This is a genomic window from Streptococcus sp. ACS2 (genome assembly GCF_000525585.1).
GTDB lineage: Bacteria > Bacillota > Bacilli > Lactobacillales > Streptococcaceae > Streptococcus.
Genome location: NZ_JALT01000031.1, coordinates 98,159 through 120,806, shown reverse-complemented (window position 1 = coordinate 120,806; position 22,648 = coordinate 98,159). Strand labels below are relative to the sequence as shown.

Below are 22,648 nucleotides of genomic sequence, written 5' to 3'. Positions count from 1 at the left end.
AATAGATCAACTCAAAAAACTATATCATGATTTTGAATTATGATAAAATAGTAACGATATCAATAAAGAAAGAGGTTTCTAATGGAAACTTACTACAAAGCCATTAACTGGAATGAAATCGAAGATGCGATTGATAAATCTACCTGGGAAAAATTGACCGAGCAATTTTGGCTAGATACACGTATCCCACTTTCAAATGACCTTGATGACTGGCGTAAACTTTCCGCTGAAGAAAAAGATTTGGTTGGAAAAGTTTTCGGTGGTTTAACATTGCTAGATACCATGCAATCTCAAACGGGTGTTGAAGCCATTCGTGCAGACGTCCGTACACCTCATGAAGAAGCTGTATTGAACAACATTCAGTTCATGGAGTCTGTTCACGCCAAATCTTACTCTTCAATCTTCTCAACTTTGAATACTAAATCTGAAATTGAAGAAATTTTCGAGTGGACTAACAGTAACAAATACCTCCAAACCAAGGCGAAAATCATTAACGATATCTATGAAAATGGAACGCCTCTTCAGAAAAAGGTTGCTTCAACATATCTTGAAACTTTCCTTTTCTATTCAGGGTTCTTCACTCCACTCTATTATCTTGGTAATAACAAGCTAGCTAACGTCGCTGAAATTATCAAGCTCATTATCCGTGACGAATCTGTTCACGGAACCTATATTGGCTATAAATTCCAACTTGGATTCAACGAATTGCCTGAAGAAGAGCAAGAAAGTTTCCGTGAATGGATGTATGATCTCCTCTATCAATTGTATGAAAATGAAGAGCTCTACACTAAATCTCTTTATGACGGTGTTGGATGGACTGAGGAAGTTATGACTTTCCTTCGTTACAATGCCAACAAGGCTCTTATGAACCTGGGACAAGATCCACTCTTCCCAGATAGTGCGAACGATGTTAACCCAATCGTTATGAATGGTATTTCTACAGGAACATCTAACCACGACTTCTTCTCTCAAGTTGGTAATGGTTACCTTCTAGGAACTGTCGAAGCCATGCAAGACGATGATTATAACTACGGACTATAATAAAAAACTAGCTTAGCTAGTTTTTTATTGTGTTCAATACTATATTCGAAAAACAAATAGAAAAAAGAGTTCACGGTGAACTCTTTTTATTTTATTTTGCTTTTACTTCAAAACCTTCTGCTACACCTTCAGCAAAGTTTTCTTCAACAATGCTAGCACAGTGATCACAGATAGTCGCGTTGTAGCTACGTTCTTTAGTAGTTGGATCGATACGACGACAACGGTCACAGACATCACCTGTAGCACGTTCTACTGTGAATGCCACGCCTTCAAAGCTTACAGCAGATTCAGGTGCTTCTCCTTCAGCAATAGTCAATGCTGAAACAATCAAAAGTTGAGCAAGGTTAGTGTTCAAACCTTCAATAAGTTCTTTGACTTCATCATCAGGATAGATAGTCAAATGAGCTTCAAGCGATTTACCAATAACTTTTTCATTACGAGCTTCTTCCAAAGCTTTTTGAGCTTGGCCACGGAAATCCATGAAGGCATTCCATCTTTCAAGAAGTGCATCTTGGCCCACAAAATATTCTGCTTCTGGCAACTCTGACAATTGAACATAGTCTTCTGTTTCAAATTCAAGATATGACCAAATTTCTTCTGCAGTATGAGGAAGGATTGGAGTCAAGAGTTTTGTAATCTTAACAAGAATATCGTAGAAGACTGTTTGCATTTGACGACGTTCAAGTGATTCCGCACTCTCAATATAAACCACATCTTTGGCAAAATCAAGATAGAATGCAGACAACTCAACGTTAATAAAGTTAACCAAGGCTTTGTAGATAGTCAAGAACTCAAAGTTTGCATAGGCATCACGAATAATCTTAACTAATTGGTTAAATCGAATAGTCATGTACTGATCTACAGAACGCAAGTCTTCAAAGGCTACTGCATCAGTTGTTGGATTGAAGTCAGAAGTATTGGCAATCAAGAAACGGAGTGTGTTACGAATCTTACGATAAGATTCTGATACTTGACTAAGGATATCCATTGAGATACGAACGTCATTAGTTGTATCAACACTTGTTACCCAAAGACGAAGAATTTCAGCACCAAATTGTTTCTCAACATCACTAGGAGCAATTGTGTTACCAAGCGATTTAGACATCTTCTCACCCTTACCATCAAGCGCAAAACCTTGAGACAAGAGTTGTTTATATGGTGCTACACCATGGTTGGCAACAGATGTGATGAGTGATGAGTTGAACCAACCACGGTATTGGTCTGAACCTTCGAGATAGAGGTCAGCTGGATAAGTTAACTCAGGACGGTTAACAACAACACCGTTCCATGATGAGCCTGAGTCAAACCATACGTCCATAATGTCAGTTTCTTTAGTAAACTCGCCGTTTGGTGAGCCAGGATGTGTAAAACCTTCTGGAAGAAGATCTTTGGCATCACGTTCCCACCAAATAACTGAACCGTGTTCTTCGAAAAGTTTAGCCACATGTTCGATAGTTTCTTCAGTCATGATTGGTGTTTTATCTTCAGCATAGAAGATTGGGAGTGGCACACCCCAAGCACGCTGACGAGAGATTACCCAGTCACCACGGTCACGAATCATGTTGTAGAGACGAACTTTACCCCACTCAGAATGGAATTTAACTTTTTCAATCTCATCCAGAATCTCTTGACGGAATTTAGAAACAGATGCAAACCATTGTGGTACTGCACGCCAGATGATTGGTTTCTTCGTACGCCAGTCGAATGGGTATGAGTGTGAGATTTCTTCTTTGGCAAGGAGTAAATCGCCGAGTTTTTCCATAACAATTGGAGCCACTTTATCGTAGAACTGACCTTCAAAATCAGGTCCAGCATTTTCCATCATGATACCACGCTCATTAACGGTTACGGCAACTTCAAGACCATTAGCAATACCTACGTTATAGTCATCCTCACCAAAACCAGGAGCCGTATGGACGATACCTGTACCTGAATCTGTAGTAACGTGGTCACCAAGAATAACAAGCTCATCAACTTCTTTATCCCATGGGTGTTCAGTCACAATTTTATTTAATTCTTCACCACGGTATGATTGAAGTACTTCCACATCTGTCCAACCAAATTTCTCAGAAAGACTATTAAGTAATTCAGAAGCAACAACAAATTTGCGGTCTTCTCCAGCAGGTTTTACGAGAACGTATTCGATATCAGCACCAACAGTCAAACCACGTGAAGCTGTTACTGTAAATGGTGTTGTTGTCCAAACTACGATATATGTATCTGTGTCTAATACTCCTTTACCATCCTTAACCTTATTGGCATAGTAAAGTGAAGTTGAAACCAAATCATGGTACTCAATTTCTGCTTCAGCAAGCGCTGATTCTGATGACCATGACCAATAAACTGGTTTTGCACCTTGATAGATGTAACCTTTTTTAGCCATCTCACCAAAGACACGAATCTGAGCTGCTTCATAATCTGGTGTCAAAGTAACATATGGGTTATCCCAATCAGCCGAAACACCAAGACGTTTGAAATCTTCACGTTGTTTGTCAACTTGTGAAAGTGCATAATCGCGACACATCTTAAGATATTCAGCACGATCAAGTTCTTTACGTTTCACACCTTGTTTTGCCAACACTTGTTCAATTGGAAGACCATGCGTGTCCCAACCAGGAACGTAAGGAGCATAGAAACCAGACATTGATTTTGAACGCACAATGATATCCTTAGAAATTTTATTCATCGCGTGACCAACGTGAATATTACCATTGGCATAAGGAGGACCATCATGAAGAGTGAAGTGAGGTTTACCTTGGTTCAACTCTTGACGACGTTGATACATCTTGGCTTCTTCCCACTCTTTTTGCCAGATTGGTTCTTTGTTAGGAAGTCCAGCTCGCATTGGAAAGGCTGTCTTACCTAGATTTAAGGTTTCTTTGAGTTTCATTATATCTCCTCTTTAATTTAATTTACTAAATAAAAAGAGCCTTCATCAAAAAGGACGAAAGCTCGTGGTACCACCTTAATTCAGAGCAAAAGAATTTGCTCCCTCATATGTCCGTAAGGAGGACCATCCTTCTAACTTACTTATTTTCAGTTAGAATGCTTGAAAATGATAACTATCCAAATAGGGAATGTGGGACTCACACCATCTCCCACTCGCTGTTAATATACTTGGTAAGTTGTATTTTTCTTATTCGCTAATATTCAATTTAAACGTTTGCGTTTCGTTTAGATTAATTTCACCTGTTGTCTCAGGTTGCAAATCAAAATCTTCATCTACTGGTGCTGAAGTTGGGAAATCTGCCACTTCACTCTCGAAAGTGTCTGGAATACCAAACTCAACTGGAGTTGAAACAACTTCGTTTGTTTCATCAACTTCTGGACTAGAGAAATCTTCAACTTGCTTATTACTTTCAGCAACGCGACGTTGAAGTTCAGCCATTTCATCAGGAGTGAATTGACGAGTTGCATCAAATGAAGCTGCATCATTTGAATCAGGTACATGCTCATCCAAAACTTTTTCAACAACTTCTTTAAAGGCAGCATCTGAATTTTGAAGATAAATAGCTGTTGGTTGCAACAATTCACCCCATTCTGGAGCACTTGCTAAGCTAAGCTGACCTTCAACTGCAGCCAATAGGCGTTGGTGGAAGACACGACTTTGACGTTTCAGTTCTTCTGTTTCGATGGCAACACGTTTGGCTTCATCTGTTGCATCACGAAGAATTTCAGATGCCTTAGATTTAGCTTCTTCAACCAAATGAGTAGCATTGAAGTTAGCCTTATTAATCAAGTTAGCTGATTCGTCAGCCGCTGAAGCTTTAACTTTTTCTGCTGTTTCTTGAGCCAAAATAACTGATTGACTCAATGATTCTTTCATTTCATCAAAATAAGCCAATTTTTCTTCAAGCTCTTTTACACGAGCAGCAAGTTCACGATTGTCACGAACTAAATCTTCATAATCGTCTACAATAATATCAAGAAATTCATCAACTTCTTGCTCATTATATCCACGAAATTTAGTTGTAAACTGTTTATCTTTAATATCAAGTGCTGTAATAGCCATTACAGGCCTCCTTTATTTTTCATTACCATATTTAATGGTTTAAATTAAATAACTACTTTTTTCTCCGTCTTAACAGACTTTCAATAACGATTTTAGCTTTTCCGGACTTTGAAAATCCGTCTTGTTGAGCTAGTCGAAATCGACCATAACCTCTAACCGAAATCATATCACCAATAATAACCGCCTGATCAGCCTTCTCAACTTGTCTATAATTTAATTTTACTTTTCCTGAAGCAATAAGTTTTAAGGCGTTAGAACGAGATAAGTTTAATACCGTCGCCAACACATTATCAAGACGCATACTGGAAAGTAAGACAAAAGTTTTTGAATACTTTTCTTGATTTGAAATCCAATCGTCTTTACTTACTTCTTTTAGAGTAACCGAAACATTACCAATCTTAGTAATAGTCATTATCGCATAACTTGCTAAATGAGAAGCAATGTAAAATTGAACGCGTCCTTCTTCATCAAGAATAATATCTCCAAATACTTGACGATCAAGACCAAGCTGATTAATCAGCGCTCCCAAAACTTTTGGGTGTGTCAATTTATTGAACTGTCTCGCATATGAGATTTCTAATCGTTTAATTTCAAAGTCATCTTCTTCAAGCTCGTAATATTCGGGAGCAAGTATCACTCTTCCATACTCTTCAGATTCAAGAGTTGAACTCACAAAAAATTTTAAATTGTAATAACGAGCCAACTCTTCAACAATCTGAATTTCACGAGGATTCAAGAAATCAGTTAAGTAAGGACTGTACCTCTCATCAACTAAATGACAAAATCCCCTAACCTTCTCTAGAAAAGGCCGTTCATCTAACGAGTAATGCTGTTCAATTTTTTTAATATCTGACATCAGAGTAGAATAAATCTAAGAATTCTAAGTGAAAAGTTTAGTAGAAGTACAATTACGATTATTGAAAAATCAATACCAGCAAAAGCTAAATTCAGGCGACGAAATGGTGCGAGAATCGGTTGAACAATTTGTCTAATGATTCTTCCAAGGCTAGTATCATAAGCTCCTGGAAACCAAGATAACAAAGCATAGACTACAAGAAGAATCTCTATCACGTTAACAACACGTGCCCAAATAACATAAAGTAATACAGACATCACTTAACGTCTCTTCATATCGAAGTCGAAATTAGCTTCTTGGTTGCCGTGAGACAAACCAATCTCTTCAATGTCTACTACGACATTAATTGGCGTAAGCAAATACATTGAAGAGCCAACTTTTTGCAAGTTGCCTGTAAGTACCTTGCTAGCACCATCAATAAAGTCAAGACAACGACGAGCTTGCGCTTCCAACATATATTGAAAATCGATTAAAACACATTCATTTTCAATCAATAGTTCTACAATTTCCTGAGCATCTTCATACTTTTTAGGATATTTAATTGCAATTGTTGTTTTAGTTGTATTCATTTGTTGTGGTCCCTGATTTGCTTGTGAACGACTCAGAGGTAAACTACGAAGGACTTGAGTTTCCTGTAAGTCTGAATTAACATGTTGGCGACGAGGAGGGACTGTTGCCTGAGAACGCTCAGGTTGACGTTGCTGACGAGGAGGTGGTGTCTGCACAGGTCTCTGTGCTTTTACTGGACGTGCTTTTACTGGACGTTCTTTAGCCTCTTCTTTAGCAGCATCTTCATAATCTGTTACTTCGTCGGTATCAAAATATGAAACAATTTTATCAATTGCGTCTTTTAATGCCATAAGGTTATTCTCCGTTCTCTTTAAAGAATGCACTGCCTATTCTGACAAAGGTTGATCCATTCTGAATAGCCATGTCATAGTCTCGACTCATCCCCATGCTTAACTGATCACAAGGAACATTCTTTAGTTTTTTCTCTTGAATTGATTGTCTAAGCTCATTTGTCTCAGAAAAAATCTTATCAAGTTCTTGAGCATCTGCATCAATTGGAGCCATAGTCATTAGTCCAACGATACAAATCTTATCAAGATTTTCAATTTGTTTTAGAACAGTATCAAGTTCTTCAGCTGAAAAACCATGTTTTGATTCCTCCCCTGAAACGTTAACTTGTAGGAAGCAATTAATAGTATGGTCGGCACGCTTTTGAATTTCCTCTGCTAATTTAACAGAATCCAAAGCATGAAAATAATCAACTAAATTAATAACATCCTTTACTTTACGACGTTGCAAGGTACCAATAAGGTGCCAAGTCAAATCATAATTTTTTAAAGCTTGATACTTATCTAAGAATTTATCAACGCGATTTTCAGCAATGTGCTTAATTCCCGTTTGAACCAATTCTTCAGCGACATCACTTGAAACATATTTGGTTACGGCAATAATATTGACTTCATCACTAGAGCGATTAGCCCTTTCACATGCTTCTTTTACCGCTTGATAAACATTATTTTTATTCTCTTCTATAGTCATTATTAACGATTTTTAAAGAATGGTGGTGTCTCCAATTCATCATCATCTTCAACATCACTTGAGAATGTAGACATAGTCAATTGACTATCTAGTTGACCAGTTTCAGGACGAGAAATATTATCACGTCTCAAATCCCAATTACCAAAAGCTGACTGCTCTTGTTGAGGAGCTGCCGCTGCAGGACGAACTCCTGGTTGTGGCATTGAAGGTGTTTCATTATAGTCAAAATTTGGTTGACGTTCAAATGAAGGTTGAGAGACTGGACGTTGTTCTTCTTGAACAACTTGTTGAGTAGGAGCTGATGGTTGTGAAGGAGCTGTAGTCACTTTACGTGGTTGAGCTTTGATACCAGATGCTTTTTCAGCACGATCTTGGCGAACACCAGTTGCAACAACTGTTACACGGATTTCATCTTTCAATGTATCATCGATTGATGTACCAAGCCAAATGTTAACACCATTACCAGCTGCTTGGCCAACAATTTCAGAAGCTTCTTCTGCTTCCGTAAGCGTCATATCAAGACCACCAGTTACGTTAACGATAACATCTTCTGCACCATCAATAGTAGTTTCAAGAAGTGGTGAATAGATGGCTTTGCGTGCAGCTTCAACAATACGTTCTTCACCAGACCCAATACCGATACCCATAAGTGCATTACCTTTATTGGCCATAACTGTTTTCACATCGGCAAAGTCGAGGTTAATCAAACCTGGGTTAGTGATAAGGTCTGTAATACCTTGGACCCCTTGACGAAGAACATTATCTGCTTCACTAAGAGCTTCAAGAAGAGGTGTTTTCTTATCAACGATTTCAAGAAGGTTATTGTTAGAGATAATAAGAAGGGTATCAACTTGCTCACGCAACTCTTGAATCCCTTCGACAGCAAAGGCACCACGTTTGTTACCTTCAAATCCAAATGGACGTGTCACAACTGCAACTGTCAATGCACCCAAACTTTTCGCAATACGTGCAATAACTGGTGCTGCCCCTGTACCAGAGCCACCACCCATACCAGCAGTGATAAAGACCATATCAGCTCCTGTAAGTGCTTCTGTAAGTGTTTCTTCACTTTCTTCAGCTGCCTTACGACCAACTTCAGGTTGACCTCCGGCACCTAGGCCACGAGTCAATTTAGGACCCAATTGGATTACTGTTTCTGCTTTAGAAGAACTGAGTGCTTGAATATCAGTATTAGCTGCAATAAATTCAACACCAGCAAGACCTTCTTCAATCATTCGGTTGATAGCGTTTCCGCCACCTCCACCGACACCGATAACTTTAATTACCGCACCTTGAACTGATGCGCTATCAAATGAAAAACTCATTTTATTTCCTCGCTTTTACTAGATTCAATTAATCAAACATACTGCCGAAAATTCCACGAACACGATCACCAAGTTTTTGTTTTTGTTCATGATTTTCTTCTTCAACTGGCAGAGGTACCTCAATAGTGTTCTCAACAGGAATAGGATTTGGTTGAGGAGCCACTCGAGGTGCTGGAGCAGGAGTTCTATCAAAACTCAAGGAAGGAGCCTCATTGTCGATTGGTTTACGACGTAGATACTCTTCACCAGACACAGCCTGTTGCGCGATGATGTCAACTTCTGTAAGAAGACCAACATACTCAACAAGACTAATCACATTTGCAAACATTGGATTACGGATACCAACTTGGTTTGGCACGTAAAGTTTAACATTTGTTTCAAAAATCTCTTGAGCAACTTCAACCACACCTGGCATGATAGCTGTTCCACCTACAAGGACAATGCCACCAGGCAAATCAAGTAGACGTCCTCGAGTCAAGTCTTGTTTAACTCTATCAAGGATATGCTTCACACGAGCTGAGATAATCTCAGCAAGGTATTTTTCTGTAATTTCAACAGGTGAATTCTCACCTACAACCTCTACTTGAACAGTTTCTGTTTCGCTTGCTTCTTCAATATCTGCATTACCAAAATTGAACTTAAGCGCTTCAGCAATCTGCATTGAAGTCTTCAAAACTTTTGAAATATCCTTAGTGATGTACTCGCCACCTTCAGAATAAATATTGGTAAATTGAAGTTCTTGAGCACGCATGCTTGCAACAGTTGTTTGACCGCCACCCATATCAATAACAGTAGCACCAAACTCACGTTCACCTTCATTCAGAACAGCACGTGTCATTGCAAGAGGAGAGATGATAATATTCTCTACTTGAATACCAGCACGTTCAACTGTCTTACGAAGGTTGTGAAGAATTGTTGTTGGTCCTGTATAAATGAGACCTCTCATTTCAAGACGAATCCCCATCATTCCACGAGGATCACGAATTCCTTGGAAGCCATCAACAATAAACTCTTCAGGAACTAGTGAGATAACCTCACGCTCAGGTGTAATGCTCTTTGTCAAGGCTGAGCGAACAACACTTTCAACATCTTCATCTTTGATTTCTTTTGATTCACTTGTTACAGGAATCATACCTTGTGTAGGCTCAATTTGAAGAAGATTAGCTGGAAGCCCAACGTTCACTTGCTCAATAACAATCCCAGCTTTTTCCTCTGCTTGTTCAATAGCTGTTTTGATTGTTTTCGCTGCAGCGTCAATGTCAACAATGATGCCATCTTTCACACCAGAACTCTTAACATTACTTACCCCGATGACATTCATTGATCCATCAATAAACTCAGCAACAAGAACCTTAATCGAGCTAGTTCCTATATCTAATCCTGTAAAAAAGCCATCTCTAGCCATTCACTCGACCTCTCAATCTTTCCATTCAATATCTTTGTAAACTGTATAAAAACAGAATTATTCGGATACTATTGTACCATAAAAAAACGTAAAATGTCAGCATTTTACGTTTTTTATTATTCAATATTAGCCTTGAGCAGGGGAAGGACGAAGAGTTGTTTCTTGACCAACAGTTGGATTTTCTTGTCCTTGAATACCCGGATTTTCAGAATTAGACTCTTCCTCAGAATGCTGTTCAGTTGATGTTGTAGTATCTTGATCTTCTTCAGAAGTTGTATTCTCTTCCTTTTTATCAGTCTTATCTTTGTCTTTCTTTTTATCCCCATCAGTTTTTGATGATTCAACCTCAGGAGTTGTTGTATAAAGTCCAACTTCCATATCAACAATACTTCCATCTGAAAGTTGGCTCTTAATTTTCTCGTAGTAAGGGAGCTTAACCGTTAATTGAGAAAGAGGAACACGAATGGAATTGCCATCATACAGCTCAATCGTTAGTAAATCTGAAGTTGCTTTAGTTGGCGTAAGATTAATAATTTGAATATTATTCTTGATTTTTGAATCAAGTTTATTTAATTCTTTTACTAAATCTTCGATTTTCTTCTCGTCATCCATCTTTAAAGTGATGAATTTATCAGGTAGATTGCTAGTTGAAACCGTTCCTCCTGTCTTACCACTTTCAAGAATAGAAACATAACCATTTGTAGTTTGACGATAAGCAACAATTGGGTATTCTTTTACTGCAATATTAAATTGATTTGGAAAACTATAAGTTACTGTAGCCTTTTTAACCCAAACATTGGTTTTTTCAACAGTTGATGCAACCTTTCCTTGGTTGAAAAAGACATGAGTGATATAGTCTGTATCAAGAATTCCACTTGCAACTTTCACATCTTCTGGTAGAGCATTTTTTGTTCCTGATACAGTGAGAACCTTTTGTTTTGACCAAGGTGAAATAAAGAAAAGTGAAAATACGATTAGGAGTGCAGCGATAAAAACAACTAGTCCCGCAAGATTTTGTTGTGCAATTGGAATATTACTACTCGTATTCCCTTTTTTTCGTTTCTTCTTTTTGGTCTTTTTTTTCTTTCTAACCTTCTTTTTCACTGGTGGCTGGCTCTCATTTGAAGTCGCTCCTTCTGAAAGAACGACCTTTCCATTCGCAAATTCTTCAGAATCTTCGGTTTCTTTTTTTCTCAAAAATTCGAGGTTTCTCTTCTGCCACTCTGTGAGAACTTGTTTTTCTTGTGATTCTTGATCCTTTTTTGCCATGAAATTCCTTTATTTTTTTGAAATACTAGTCACTAATAGGTTATAAAAATCATCAGGAGAAGTGATTTCCTCAGATTTAGCCATAGCTTCTTTGTAAGTCTCTGCATGTTCAACAAGTTGTTCAAGCTCATGATTTAAGGTTTCCCAACTTAATTCTGTTTCCTGTAATTGACGTGCGTAACCTTTTCGTTCAAAATAAGCAGCATTTTCAAGTTGGTCTCCTCGGCTAGCTTCTTTCCCTAAAGGAATAATTAAATGAAGTTTTTTCATAGCTAACAATTCAAAAATCGTATTTGAACCACCACGAGTGACAACTAAATCTGCCGTATCCATAAGAGGTTGATACAAATCTGTCACATAATCAACTCTATAAAGATGACGTTCTAAAGTATTCAATGAAGAGTCCCCAGAAATATTAATGACATTATATTTTTCAGTCAGTTGTGGAGTATTACTAATAAAATCATTAAATACCTTTGCACCAGCTGATCCACCTATGAAAAGGACAGTTTTTAACTTGTCATCAAACTGTACTTTAATCTTATCCAGAGCATCAGACTGATTGGACGTTGCCATCCCTACCTTTGTAATAGCACCTACATGTTTTGTCTTCGCCAATCCTTTAGATTGTTCAAAAGTCGTAAACATAGTAGTCGCAAATTTATAGGCAATCTTATTGGCCAAGCCCATAGAAAGATCAGACTCATGCACATATACAGGAACGCCTAATAACTTAGAAGCAATTACCGGTGGCACTGAGACAAATCCACCTTTTGAAAAGAGTGCTTGAGGACGAATCTTGGCAATAATTGCAATTGACTGTAGAATCCCCCAACCAACTTTAAAGACATCCAACATATTTTGCCATGAGAAATAACGACGTAGTTTACCTGTAGCAATACTATGGAATGTCACATCCAAGCCAGATTTATCAATTTGCTCGTGTTCAATTCCGTGCTTATCACCAATATAGTGCACTTCCCATCCATCTTTTAGAAATTTTGGAATTAAGATAAGATTTAAAGTCACATGTCCAACAGTTCCACCACCGGTAAAAACAATTTTTTTCGCTTTTGCCATAGCCTATCCCTTCAATTGCTCAACAGTTGTGATAAATTCGTCACCACGCACTTCAAAATTCTTGTACATATCCCAGCTTGCATTTGCAGGGCTCAACAAGACAACATCTCCTGCGCTGGCTTGATCAAAAGCAATACGTGTCGCATCTGCCACATCTTTGGCATCAAGATAAGTTACTCCTGCTTTATCAGCAGCACGCTTGACACGAGGAGCTGATTCCCCTAAAATCACCATTTTCTTAAGATCGGTAATGTCAGGAATGAGTTCATCAAATTCATTACCACGGTCCAAACCACCAGCAATCAAAATAACTTTACTATTATCAAAACCAGAAAGTGCTTTTTGTGTCGCTAAAATATTAGTTGACTTACTATCATTATAGAATTTCACTTCATCGATAGTATCAACGAATTGGAGACGGTGCTTAACACCACCAAAACTTGTGAGGGTTTCCTTTATAGCTTGGTTTGAAACACCTGACAATTTTGCTACAGCTATAGTTGCCAAGGCATTTTCAACATTGTGACTACCAGGAACGCCAATTTCATCAGCTTGCATCACTAATTCACCTTTGAAGTAAAGAGCACCATTTTCAAGATAGGCACCATCTACTATTTCCACTGTTGAGAATGGAACTACTTGTGCCTTAGTTTGTGTAGCTAATTCCTTAGCTAAATCTTGATTGAAGTTCAAAACAACGAAATCATCCGCAGTCATTTGATTTTGAATATTCCACTTGGCAGCCACATATGCTTCAAAACTACCATGATAGTCAATATGTGTCGGCATCAAGTTAGTAATCACAGCAATATGTGGATGGAAGCTGTCAATCCCCATCAATTGGAAAGAAGATAATTCCATAACTAAGGTATCTTGATTAGTTACTGACTGTGCAACTTCTGACGCAGGGAAACCAATATTCCCAGACAAGACACCTGATTTACCACCATGATTTAGGACATCAGCAATCATAGTTGTCGTTGTTGTCTTACCATTCGACCCTGTAATACCGATAATAGATGCTTCAGATACCAGATAGGCCAATTCCACTTCAGTCCAAACAGGAATACCTTTTTCTAGTGCACGAGCTACCATTGGATTGTCATAACGAATTCCAGGATTTTTCACCATTAATTCAAAATTTTCATCCAAAAGTTCAAGAGGATGTCCGCCGCAAACAACCTTAATGCCTTCTTCAAGAAGGGCTTGAGCCGATGGATTTTCCTCAAATGGTTTACCATCATTTACTGTGACAATAGCACCCAACTTAGCCAATAGGCGGGCAGCTGCTTCGCCAGATTTAGCCAAGCCAAGGACCAAAACTTTTTTATTTTCAAATTGTGTTACTGATTTCATAATTCGTCCATTCTCTCAAATTGTATCATAATCATTTTACCCTTTATCCCAAGCTATTTCAAGGAGTTACCTCTTCTTGGTAAAAGAAAAAGCCAATCTATCAGACTGACTTTTAATCTCATGCTACTTATTTATCCTCATGCTCAGCTTTTTCATGATTAAGCTCCGACATGGCGAAAAAATCTTTCAAGGTGAAATAGCTCAATACAAGCATTCCAACTGTAACAAAGAACTCACCAGGTAGGCTGAAGAATTTAATGATTGATAGCACTGCCAAAAGTAGGAGCAATGCTAAGGTAGCCATGACAAAGAGAAGATTCATGGTGTTTTTTACCGACTTTGGTGCAATAAAGAAATAGAATGATGCAATCAATACAGCAACAATCAGATAAAACATCTCTTCTCCTCTCTATATATTATTCAGCTTCTGCTGCTTTTTTCTTACGTTTATTGGCTTTATCACGCTCTGCTTTATTCAAAATTTGTTTACGCAAGCGGATAGATTCAGGCGTTACTTCCATGTATTCATCATCATCCAAGAATTCAAGTGATTCTTCAAGAGTCAAGATACGTGGAGTCTTGATAACAGCCGTTTGGTCCTTAGTTGCTGAACGCACGTTTGTCATTTGTTTTGCTGTAGTGATATTGACACCAAGGTCATTTTCACGAGCATTTTCACCAACAATCATACCTTCATAAACTTCAGTACCTGGGTTAACAAAGATTGTACCACGTTCTTCAATACGCATAATTGAGTAAGTTGTCGCTTTACCTGTATCGATAGAAACGAGGGCACCACGGTGACGTCCACCAATTTCACCAGCAACAACTGGCAAGTATTGGTCGAAGGTATGGTTCATGATACCGTAACCACGTGTCATAGACAAGAATTCCGTAGAGAATCCGATAAGTCCACGAGCTGGTACAAGGAAGATAAGGCGAGTTTGACCGTTACCAACCATTTGCATATCAAGCATATCACCTTTACGTTCTGAAAGGGCTTGGATGATAGAACCTTGGTACTCTTCTGGAGTATCAATTTGAACACGTTCAAATGGCTCACATTTCACGCCATCAATTTCTTTGATGATAACTTCTGGACGAGACACTTGAAGTTCGTATCCTTCACGACGCATTGTTTCAATAAGGATAGACAAGTGCAATTCACCACGACCTGATACAGTCCATTTATCTGGAGAATCAGTTGGATCAACACGAAGAGAAACGTCTGTTTGCAACTCTGCCAAAAGACGCTCTTCAACCTTACGTGATGTCACGTGTTTACCTTCACGGCCGGCAAATGGTGAGTTATTCGCCAAGAAAGTCATTTGAAGTGTTGGTTCGTCAATACGAAGAACTGGCAATGGTTCAACAGCATCAGTTGGTGTAATTGTTTCACCAACGAAGATGTCTTCCATACCTGAGATGGCAATCAAATCACCAGCTTTTGCTTCTTCAATTTCACGACGTTCCAAACCAAAGAAACCGAAAAGTTTAGTAACACGGAAGTTCTTTGTTGTTCCGTCAAGTTTTGAAAGGGTAACTTGGTCACCAACTTTTACAGTTCCACGGAAGATACGTCCAATACCGATACGACCAACGAAATCATTGTAGTCAAGAAGCGACACTTGGAATTGAAGAGGCTCATCTGAGTTATCTACAGGAGCTGGGATGTGATCAATAATAGTGTCAAAGATTGGAGCCATAGTGTGCTCTTGATCAGCAGGGTTATCTGACAATGATGATGTACCGTTAATCGCTGACGCATACACAACTGGGAATTCCAACTGATCATCATCGGCACCAAGCTCGATGAAGAGTTCAAGAACTTCATCAACAACTTCTTCAGGACGTGCTGATGGTTTATCAATCTTGTTAACAACAACGATAGGTGTCAAGTTTTGCTCAAGCGCTTTTTTTAGCACAAAACGTGTTTGAGGCATTGTACCTTCGTAGGCATCGACAACAAGGACAACCCCATCAACCATTTTCATGATACGTTCAACTTCTCCACCGAAGTCCGCGTGACCTGGTGTATCCATGATGTTGATACGTGTACCGTTATAAGCAACGGCTGTATTTTTGGCAAGAATTGTAATTCCACGTTCTTTTTCAAGATCGTTTGAGTCCATTGCACGCTCATCAAGCTCTTTACGCTCATCAAGAGTGTGTGATTGTTTCAACAATTCATCAACAAGTGTTGTTTTACCGTGGTCAACGTGGGCAATGATGGCTACGTTACGGATATCTTCTCTAAGTTTAGTCATTTTTTCCTCTTTAATTTTTATTTCAACTTTTAAAGTATACCACATTTTCAACAAAATGGCAGAACTCAGCTGATTGTAAACGTTTTTCAACAAGAAAAAGGTGCTGTCCACCTATAATTGGTCAGACACACCTTCTGTCATTAGTTATCAATTGTAAGTGCAAGACTAGCAGCTCCAATAATACCAGCATCATTTCCAAGCTCTGCTAATTTCACTTTTGTTGTACGGCGAACTTGTGGGAATGCATAACGTGTAAAGTATCCTTCAACACGGCTACGCAAGAATTCACCAGCTGCTGAAACACCACCACCGATTACAACTGAATCTGGGTTAAGAATGTTTGAAATGTTTGCTGTTGCAAGTCCGAGGTATTGAGAGACTTTATCAACAATGCTATTAGCAAACTTATCACCTTCAGCAGCAGCTACGAAGATATCTTTACTTGTCACTTGCTCACCATTATCTACAGCAGCTTTAATAGAAGAGTTCCCTTCGTATCCTTCTGCCAAATGACGTGCTAAACGTACAACACCTGTTGCTGAAGCTACAGTTTCCAAACACCCCTTGTTTCCGCATGTACATTCAAATCCTGTTTCAGGTTCAACAATAATGTGACCAATTTCACCACCAGCACCGGCAACACCATGAATTAAATTACCATCAGCGATAACACCGCCACCAACACCTGTACCCAATGTTACAAAGACAACATCTGGATTGTTAGCACCAGCACCAACCCAACGTTCCCCCAGTGCAGCCACATTAGCATCATTATCAATAGCGAATGGAATACCAAGTTCTTTTTCAATGACAGAGCCAACTTCTTGAGTTTCTGCCCAGTTCAAGTTAAAAGCACCCGTTACTGTTTTATTTTCACGGTCAACTGCACCTGGAGATCCCATACCAATTCCAATGAAGTCTTCAGCAGTAAGTCCATACATTTCCAAACGGTGTTTCAAAGATTCTACAATGTTAGGAACGATGTGGCGACCATTTTCAAGCGTATTTGTCTCAATAGCCCATTTTTCTTGCACTTCACCTTCCGAAGTCAAAATACCAAACTTAACAGTTGTTCCACCAAGGTCAATTCCTAAGAGTTTTTTTGCCATTTTCTTTCTCCATTTCAATGCGATGTTCACGTCGTAAAATCATTTCAGCAGTAAGATAGTTGTCCTTGTCCACTAAACCATTCTGGTAGAGGGCTTCTAATTCAATCTTCATCATTTCGATATCATAGAGCCTTTTCCCTAGGTAAACCACTATGCCAAACTGTTTCAACAACTGTTGAACGTCATATAAAGTTTTCATAGCAATATTTTAGCAAAAAGCTTCTGCCATGACAAGATAGTTTTGAAAACCTTTACAGATTATTGTATACTTCAAGACTTAAAAAACCTAAGTCATTAAGACTCAGGTTATTGACAGTTTGGACAAATCCCATGTAATATCATCTGTTCACGAGTAATGCGAAAACCAGTTTGTGATTCTACCTCTTCCTTGAAAGACGGAATCGGTAGGTCTAAGTCGGTAATGTGACCGCATTTTTCACAAACAATATTTAAGTGATCATGTCCCATAAAATCATAATAGGTTGTATTATCATTATTAACCTTAATTTCAGAGACAATTCCTTCTTCAACCAATACCTTCAGGTTGTTATAGACTGTCGCCAAACTCATCCCAGGATTGTCAGGGAGAAGATCATAATATATCACATCTGCACTAGGGTGTTGATCAGACATCATCAAATAGCGAATAACAGCTTTACGAGATTCCGTCAACCGAATTCCCTTAGCTTTTAACTGATTTAGGACATCTTCATAAACGCCTAGACTACGTCGATGCTCAGACATATCTCCGCCTCCCTTCTTCTAAAAGTATTTTACGTCTATTATACACTTTTAGAGGAACTCTTGACAATCATCTTAACTCAAAAATGCTTATCTCAAGCCTGGCGCTTGTCCAAGCTCAGCAGTCAACATCCAGATTGTCTTATCAATTTCAGATTTAGCTGCAGTGAAGATATCATTTGAAGGAGCATCTCCTTCTTCATCTGTGATATCCAAACCAACTTGGAACAATACTGACAAATATTTGTATGTATCAACCAATAATTGAATTTGATCAGACATTGGTTTATCAAATGTACCAGTAGTTTCAGTCAAGCCTGAATTAGATGAAAATTCTACCAAAGTTGAGTATGGTTCCCCACCGATAGTAATCAAACGTTCACTAATAACATCAAGATGAGCATTCAAACTATCCATCAATTCATCCATTTTTGGATGAAGATAGAGGAAACCAGGACCACGCATATACCAATGAACTTGGTGAACAATTGAAGCTGCTACAGACAAATCAGCAACTGCTTGATTCAAAACTGCTTTAGTTTTTGTATTTGTTGGAGTTTCAGCTTGTTGGTTAACTGTTTCATTGATTGTTTCTTTAATTGAATCTACCATATTAAATCTCCTTATTTAGAATTACTATTATTTACACTTTTATTTTAGAATATTTCTAAATAATATGCAAGTGAAATGCTTTTTCTCATTCTTTTTCGAATAATTAGGTATGTTAAGCATTATTTATTTTTTTCTAGGAGCCTCTTTAGGCTCATTTATCGGACTAGTTTGTGATCGTTTTCCTGAGAACTCGATTATTTTTCCTAGTAGTCACTGTAGCCATTGCAAGCATCAGTTGCGTTTTTCCGAGATGATTCCTATCCTCTCACAACTTTTCTTAAGATCTCGATGTCGTTCATGTCAGTCTCCTATCCCTTTTCGTTACCTCTTTATGGAAATATTTTGTGGGGTAATATGTCTTCTATATTTCTATGACTTTTTAAGTCTTGAAGTAACCTACTTTCTTTACTTCAGCCTTTGTTTATCTATTTTTGATTTGAAACAGAAATCCTATCCACTTCTGATTTGGATAGTTGGAACAGTCCCACTCCTATTCATGGGCAACTATTACCTCACATTTGCCATAGGGATACTCCTCGCTTTCCTTTCTTTTATAAAACATCTAAACATTGGGGAAGGTGATTTTCTCTACTTAGCAAGTGCCTCACTTATTTTCCCATTTTCAAAAATACTTCTAACTATCGAGCTTGCGTGCCTATTAGGGCTAGCGTACTTCCTTATACGAAGAAATCTTAAGGAATGTATCGCATTTGTCCCATTTCTTTTTCTAGGGATTGTACTTCTTACCTTTTATTCAATTGTATAGAAAAAAGCCGATAAACTCGGCTTTTTTTATTAGTTCATATTAACACGGTGCCACTCATTAATAACATAAGAGAGCATTCCTAATTGTTGGAGACCCCAACCGCTGATTTCATCTGAATTTTCAGTTGATCCACCAAGGTAACGTGTATAGATTGCAACCATATAAGGTGTATCTTCCATAACGATAGCATCAACGTTAAGTGCTTCACGGACATAACCTGGTTTTTGATAAATTGTCAGATTAGGAAGATATGTCTTGTAGTACTCATTAGGGAATGACTCACCAATGTAGTGGAGAATATCCTTGTAATTATCTTGGTGTTTCCAAAGGTAATCCAAAACTTGGATGTAATAATCCGTCGTTGTCTTATTACCATGCATTTGGATAGTTTTCACTTCACCTTTTGATTTACCATATTTATCAAGCATACCATAGAATTTTTCCATACCACCAAGGCGTTCCGCCAAAGCATAGGCTGGAGTATTCTCAGAGTAAACAAGAGAATACTCTTGCATTTCTGGAATAGTCATTGAACCGCCGAAAGCAGCAACATAATTATCATGTTCGCCTTGATACTCATACTCAGTATTAGTAATATCAAAACGTTCAGTTAAAGAAAGTTTACCTTTATTAACTTCATCCATGACAAGCATGTTTAGTGGCAATTTATAAGTTGATCCTGCAGTCATTGGCTGAGTATCATTCATAGAGAATTGCTCATTTGTCTTGGTATTTTTATATGAAAAGGCAATTTGGCTAGACTCGATACCTTGGTCAGCCATAAAAGCTTCAACCACTTGGTTCAATGTCATGTTAGCATAGTCATAATACAAGCCATTACCATTCATGGTATCTGCATCTGCTTCCATGACTGCTTGTTTAGCTTCGGCTGATTTATTAGTTGGAGTTACCTTTTCCTCTTTTTCTTTGTCTTCTTTTTTAGTGACTTTAGAACTAGAGCCGAAGATATTTCCAAGGCTACCGGTGTGACCAGCTTGTTTACCACGTCCTGCTAAAGCAAGCATAGCAACAAACAAAAGTATTACCAGAACACCTAGGAAGGCTAAGATAATATATGCTTTTTTATCATCACGAGATGATTTTGATTTAGATTTCTTAGAGCGTCTACTTCTAAGTGCCAAGGTTTCAGTTTTTGTTTCTTTTTCCTTGTGCTCAACTGGTACTACTGTTTCTTCAGCTACTTTTTTGTCTGCTGATTTTTTAGAAACCTTTTTTGTATCTTTTTTCGCTTCTTTTTTGTTGGCCTTTTTAGCGCCTTTTTTGACATCTTTTTTAGTATCTTTAGTGTCTTTCTTGACGTCTTGTTGAAGGTCTTGTTTTACCGAATCTTTCTTTTTATCTTTAGTTTTTCGGCGACTTCCACTGTACTTCTTGCTTGAATGTTTTTTCTTTTTTTTCATAACAATAATAGTTTAAGCTATAATTCACTAAAAAGCAAGGAGATTTTACAATCATATTACAAAAAAATTATCCTCTTTTATTGAGGATAATTTTAAACTTATTTAGCTGCTGCATAAAGCTCAGCAACTTTATTCCAGTTAATGATTTCAAAGAAAGCTTTGATGTAGTTTGGACGTACGTTACGGTAGTTTAGGTAGTAAGCATGTTCCCAAACATCAAGCGCCAAGATTGGTTTCTTACCGTCTGAGATAGGAGTGTCTTGGTTAGCAGTTGAAACAACTTCAAGTTTACCTTCATCGTTAACAACAAGCCATGCCCAACCTGAACCAAAACGAGTTGTTGCTGCTGCTGTGAAAGCTTCTTGGAAGGCTTCAAATGATCCGAAAGCTTCGTTAATAGCAGCTGCTACTTCAGCAGTTGGTTCTTGTTTTTCAGGAGACAAAAGTTCCCAGAAAAGTGCGTGGTTAAGGTGTCCACCACCATTATTAATAAGTGCTTGACGAATATCAGCTGGGATTTGTTCCACATCAGCCAAAAGTGCTTCAATGTCTTCACCAATTTCTGGGTGTTTTTCAAGAGCAGCATTAGCATTTGCTACATAAGTTGCATGGTGTTTATCGTGGTGAAGAGTCATTGTTTCAGCATCAATGTATGGTTCCAAAGCATCATATGCGTAAGGAAGGTCTGGAAGAATAATTGCCATAGTAAAGGTCCTCTTTTCATTTTTTCTTCATTTTACCGCAAAGTGGTAGAGCTTTCAAAAATTTTGCTTACAAAATCATAGAAAACTCTAAACCTCTAGCGGTTTGATAGAATTTTTAAAAGTGCTAAATCAAACAAGTAGTCTTTATCTAAAGTTCCTGTTTTTATCTGGTAATCTGTCTCTACTAAAATCTTAATCGTCATCTTTAAGAATGCTACTGATAAGGGACGGCTATCTCTCAGTGCGAAACGAACCTGAAACTGATTAACTTTACGCCCTAGATAATCTGAGAGACTTGAAACAATTTGCTGCTCACTTTTACCTTGAGCAGATAAAAGTTTAACCTGTAAATAGGTACGAAACTGTCCCAACATAACAGCAATCAACTTAATCTCATCTTCACCCTGCAGCCGTAAATCATGAACCAATTCACTAACGCTCTGAATCTGTCCTCGTATAAGAAGTTGCGTCATATCAAAAATGTTATCTTGCAAACTTTTCGGAATGGCCTCAGCAATATCTTGTGATGAGATGTTTCCTTCCGTTTTATATCCCTTTAGAAAAGCTAAGTTTTTTTGAACATCTGAAAAATCAAAATTTGACTTGATCAAAAGTTCCTCAAAGACTCCTGTATCAAATGTAAGCCCCTCTTGATGTGCCTGCTTTTGAAAATAGGTTCTAAGTTCTGCATCTTTTAAAGGACTAGCTTCAAGCACCATGGCATCACGTTTGAGAAGTTTGACTAAACGACGCTTTCCATCTAGCTTTCCTGCAGACATTAAGACAAGACGAGTTGTTTCAACAGGAGACTCAAGATAATTTTCAAGACGCTTCAACTCTTTCTCATCCAGATACGACTTTTTAGCAGTAGTCATATCTGCGAAATGATCAAAAATGACCACCTTCTCATCTGCAAAAAAAGGCATACTTTCTAAATCGAGCTCAGCATCTTGATAATCAGTCTCTGACATATCAAAATAAGAATAGGTCAAGTCACTGGGATCGAAACCAATTTGTTTTAAAAATTTTTCTTTAGCTTGACTATACTGCCCTAAATCCTCACCAGCCAAGACAGTTATCATGGGAAGCTTTTCTTTGGACAGCTTTTCAATCGTTTCCATAGCAATCATGGTCCT

General features: G+C 38.1%; 21 protein-coding genes, 2 pseudogenes and 1 other annotated feature. Of the genes and pseudogenes, 2 read left to right on the top strand and 21 right to left on the bottom strand.

Translation table 11 applies throughout. From position 1 onward, the window contains the following. Positions 1–81: 81 nt before the first annotated feature. A complete protein-coding gene (nrdF, locus tag HMPREF1517_RS06925; protein ID WP_002890675.1) occupies positions 82–1,041 on the top strand; it encodes a class 1b ribonucleoside-diphosphate reductase subunit beta in 960 nt (319 codons plus the stop codon). 91 nt (positions 1,042–1,132) lie between these two features. Here nrdF and ileS read toward each other — a convergent pair whose 3' ends face one another. The 18 genes and pseudogenes from ileS to HMPREF1517_RS06840 form a co-directional block, all read right to left on the bottom strand. Continuing rightward, the gene (ileS, locus tag HMPREF1517_RS06920; protein ID WP_037600489.1) at positions 1,133–3,931 is read right to left on the bottom strand and encodes an isoleucine--tRNA ligase; all 2,799 of its coding nucleotides are present in this window, start codon (positions 3,929–3,931) and stop codon (positions 1,133–1,135) included. 47 nt (positions 3,932–3,978) lie between these two features. Beyond that, positions 3,979–4,191: a binding site (T-box leader), on the bottom strand. Beyond that, a complete protein-coding gene (locus HMPREF1517_RS06915) occupies positions 4,178–5,053 on the bottom strand; it encodes a DivIVA domain-containing protein (protein WP_002890673.1) in 876 nt (291 codons plus the stop codon). It overlaps the preceding feature by 14 nt. Before the next feature lie 52 nt (positions 5,054–5,105). Next, complete coding sequence (locus tag HMPREF1517_RS06910) at positions 5,106–5,909, bottom strand: YlmH family RNA-binding protein (protein WP_037600486.1); 804 nt, start codon at positions 5,907–5,909, stop codon at positions 5,106–5,108. Then, positions 5,909–6,166 carry a YggT family protein gene (locus HMPREF1517_RS06905; RefSeq protein WP_002890670.1) on the bottom strand — a complete coding sequence of 86 codons (258 nt, stop codon included), beginning with the start codon at positions 6,164–6,166 and terminating at the stop codon, positions 5,909–5,911. Before HMPREF1517_RS06905 ends, HMPREF1517_RS06910 begins: the two co-directional genes overlap by 1 nt. A 3-nt stretch (positions 6,167–6,169) precedes the next feature. Then, positions 6,170–6,769: a cell division protein SepF gene (locus HMPREF1517_RS06900; RefSeq protein WP_037600484.1), complete on the bottom strand. Its 600-nt coding sequence runs from the start codon at positions 6,767–6,769 to the stop codon at positions 6,170–6,172. Between the two features lie 4 nt (positions 6,770–6,773). Then, a complete protein-coding gene (locus HMPREF1517_RS06895; protein ID WP_037600483.1) occupies positions 6,774–7,457 on the bottom strand; it encodes a YggS family pyridoxal phosphate-dependent enzyme in 684 nt (227 codons plus the stop codon). Positions 7,458–7,459: 2 nt separating this feature from the next. Beyond that, positions 7,460–7,618 (bottom strand): annotated as a pseudogene (locus HMPREF1517_RS10810) (cell division protein FtsZ); the annotation flags it as partial. 74 nt (positions 7,619–7,692) lie between these two features. Continuing rightward, positions 7,693–8,782: pseudogene (gene ftsZ, locus HMPREF1517_RS06890) on the bottom strand (cell division protein FtsZ); the annotation flags it as partial. A gap of 28 nt (positions 8,783–8,810) precedes the next feature. Continuing rightward, entirely contained in the window at positions 8,811–10,187 is a 1,377-nt protein-coding gene (ftsA, locus tag HMPREF1517_RS06885) for a cell division protein FtsA (RefSeq protein WP_037600477.1), read from the bottom strand. Between the two features lie 126 nt (positions 10,188–10,313). Then, positions 10,314–11,456 (bottom strand): cell division protein FtsQ/DivIB, encoded by a 1,143-nt coding sequence (locus HMPREF1517_RS06880; protein WP_037600474.1) that lies wholly within the window; start codon positions 11,454–11,456, stop codon positions 10,314–10,316. Positions 11,457–11,465: 9 nt separating this feature from the next. After that, positions 11,466–12,536 (bottom strand): UDP-N-acetylglucosamine--N-acetylmuramyl-(pentapeptide) pyrophosphoryl-undecaprenol N-acetylglucosamine transferase, encoded by a 1,071-nt coding sequence (locus HMPREF1517_RS06875; protein WP_037600470.1) that lies wholly within the window; start codon positions 12,534–12,536, stop codon positions 11,466–11,468. Between the two features lie 3 nt (positions 12,537–12,539). Continuing rightward, the gene (gene murD, locus HMPREF1517_RS06870; RefSeq protein WP_037600467.1) at positions 12,540–13,892 is read right to left on the bottom strand and encodes a UDP-N-acetylmuramoyl-L-alanine--D-glutamate ligase; all 1,353 of its coding nucleotides are present in this window, start codon (positions 13,890–13,892) and stop codon (positions 12,540–12,542) included. Between the two features lie 127 nt (positions 13,893–14,019). Then, positions 14,020–14,289 (bottom strand): DUF3165 family protein, encoded by a 270-nt coding sequence (locus tag HMPREF1517_RS06865; RefSeq protein ID WP_002890660.1) that lies wholly within the window; start codon positions 14,287–14,289, stop codon positions 14,020–14,022. Between the two features lie 19 nt (positions 14,290–14,308). Further along, on the bottom strand, positions 14,309–16,159 hold the full coding sequence (gene typA / locus HMPREF1517_RS06860; RefSeq protein WP_002884130.1) for a translational GTPase TypA: 1,851 nt from the start codon (positions 16,157–16,159) through the stop codon (positions 14,309–14,311). Positions 16,160–16,299: 140 nt separating this feature from the next. Next, complete coding sequence (locus HMPREF1517_RS06855) at positions 16,300–17,268, bottom strand: ROK family glucokinase (protein WP_037600464.1); 969 nt, start codon at positions 17,266–17,268, stop codon at positions 16,300–16,302. Further along, entirely contained in the window at positions 17,243–17,467 is a 225-nt protein-coding gene (locus HMPREF1517_RS06850; protein WP_037600461.1) for a YqgQ family protein, read from the bottom strand. Before HMPREF1517_RS06850 ends, HMPREF1517_RS06855 begins: the two co-directional genes overlap by 26 nt. Positions 17,468–17,574: 107 nt before the next feature. Next, positions 17,575–18,012: a Fur family transcriptional regulator gene (locus tag HMPREF1517_RS06845; protein ID WP_002884117.1), complete on the bottom strand. Its 438-nt coding sequence runs from the start codon at positions 18,010–18,012 to the stop codon at positions 17,575–17,577. Between the two features lie 87 nt (positions 18,013–18,099). Beyond that, positions 18,100–18,621 carry a Dps family protein gene (locus HMPREF1517_RS06840; protein ID WP_037600458.1) on the bottom strand — a complete coding sequence of 174 codons (522 nt, stop codon included), beginning with the start codon at positions 18,619–18,621 and terminating at the stop codon, positions 18,100–18,102. 109 nt (positions 18,622–18,730) lie between these two features. On the opposite strand from HMPREF1517_RS06840, the gene HMPREF1517_RS06835 reads away from it, so the two are divergent. Further along, positions 18,731–19,387 carry a prepilin peptidase gene (locus HMPREF1517_RS06835; protein ID WP_037600455.1) on the top strand — a complete coding sequence of 219 codons (657 nt, stop codon included), beginning with the start codon at positions 18,731–18,733 and terminating at the stop codon, positions 19,385–19,387. A 29-nt stretch (positions 19,388–19,416) separates the two neighbouring features. On the opposite strand, the gene HMPREF1517_RS06830 is transcribed toward HMPREF1517_RS06835, so the two are convergent. From HMPREF1517_RS06830 to holA, 3 genes are all read right to left on the bottom strand, one after another. Beyond that, positions 19,417–20,808 (bottom strand): serine hydrolase, encoded by a 1,392-nt coding sequence (locus HMPREF1517_RS06830; protein WP_084639284.1) that lies wholly within the window; start codon positions 20,806–20,808, stop codon positions 19,417–19,419. 98 nt (positions 20,809–20,906) lie between these two features. Then, on the bottom strand, positions 20,907–21,512 hold the full coding sequence (gene sodA / locus HMPREF1517_RS06825; RefSeq protein ID WP_037600453.1) for a superoxide dismutase SodA: 606 nt from the start codon (positions 21,510–21,512) through the stop codon (positions 20,907–20,909). A 95-nt stretch (positions 21,513–21,607) separates the two neighbouring features. Then, entirely contained in the window at positions 21,608–22,642 is a 1,035-nt protein-coding gene (gene holA / locus HMPREF1517_RS06820; RefSeq protein ID WP_037600450.1) for a DNA polymerase III subunit delta, read from the bottom strand. Between the last annotated feature and the right edge of the window lie 6 nt (positions 22,643–22,648).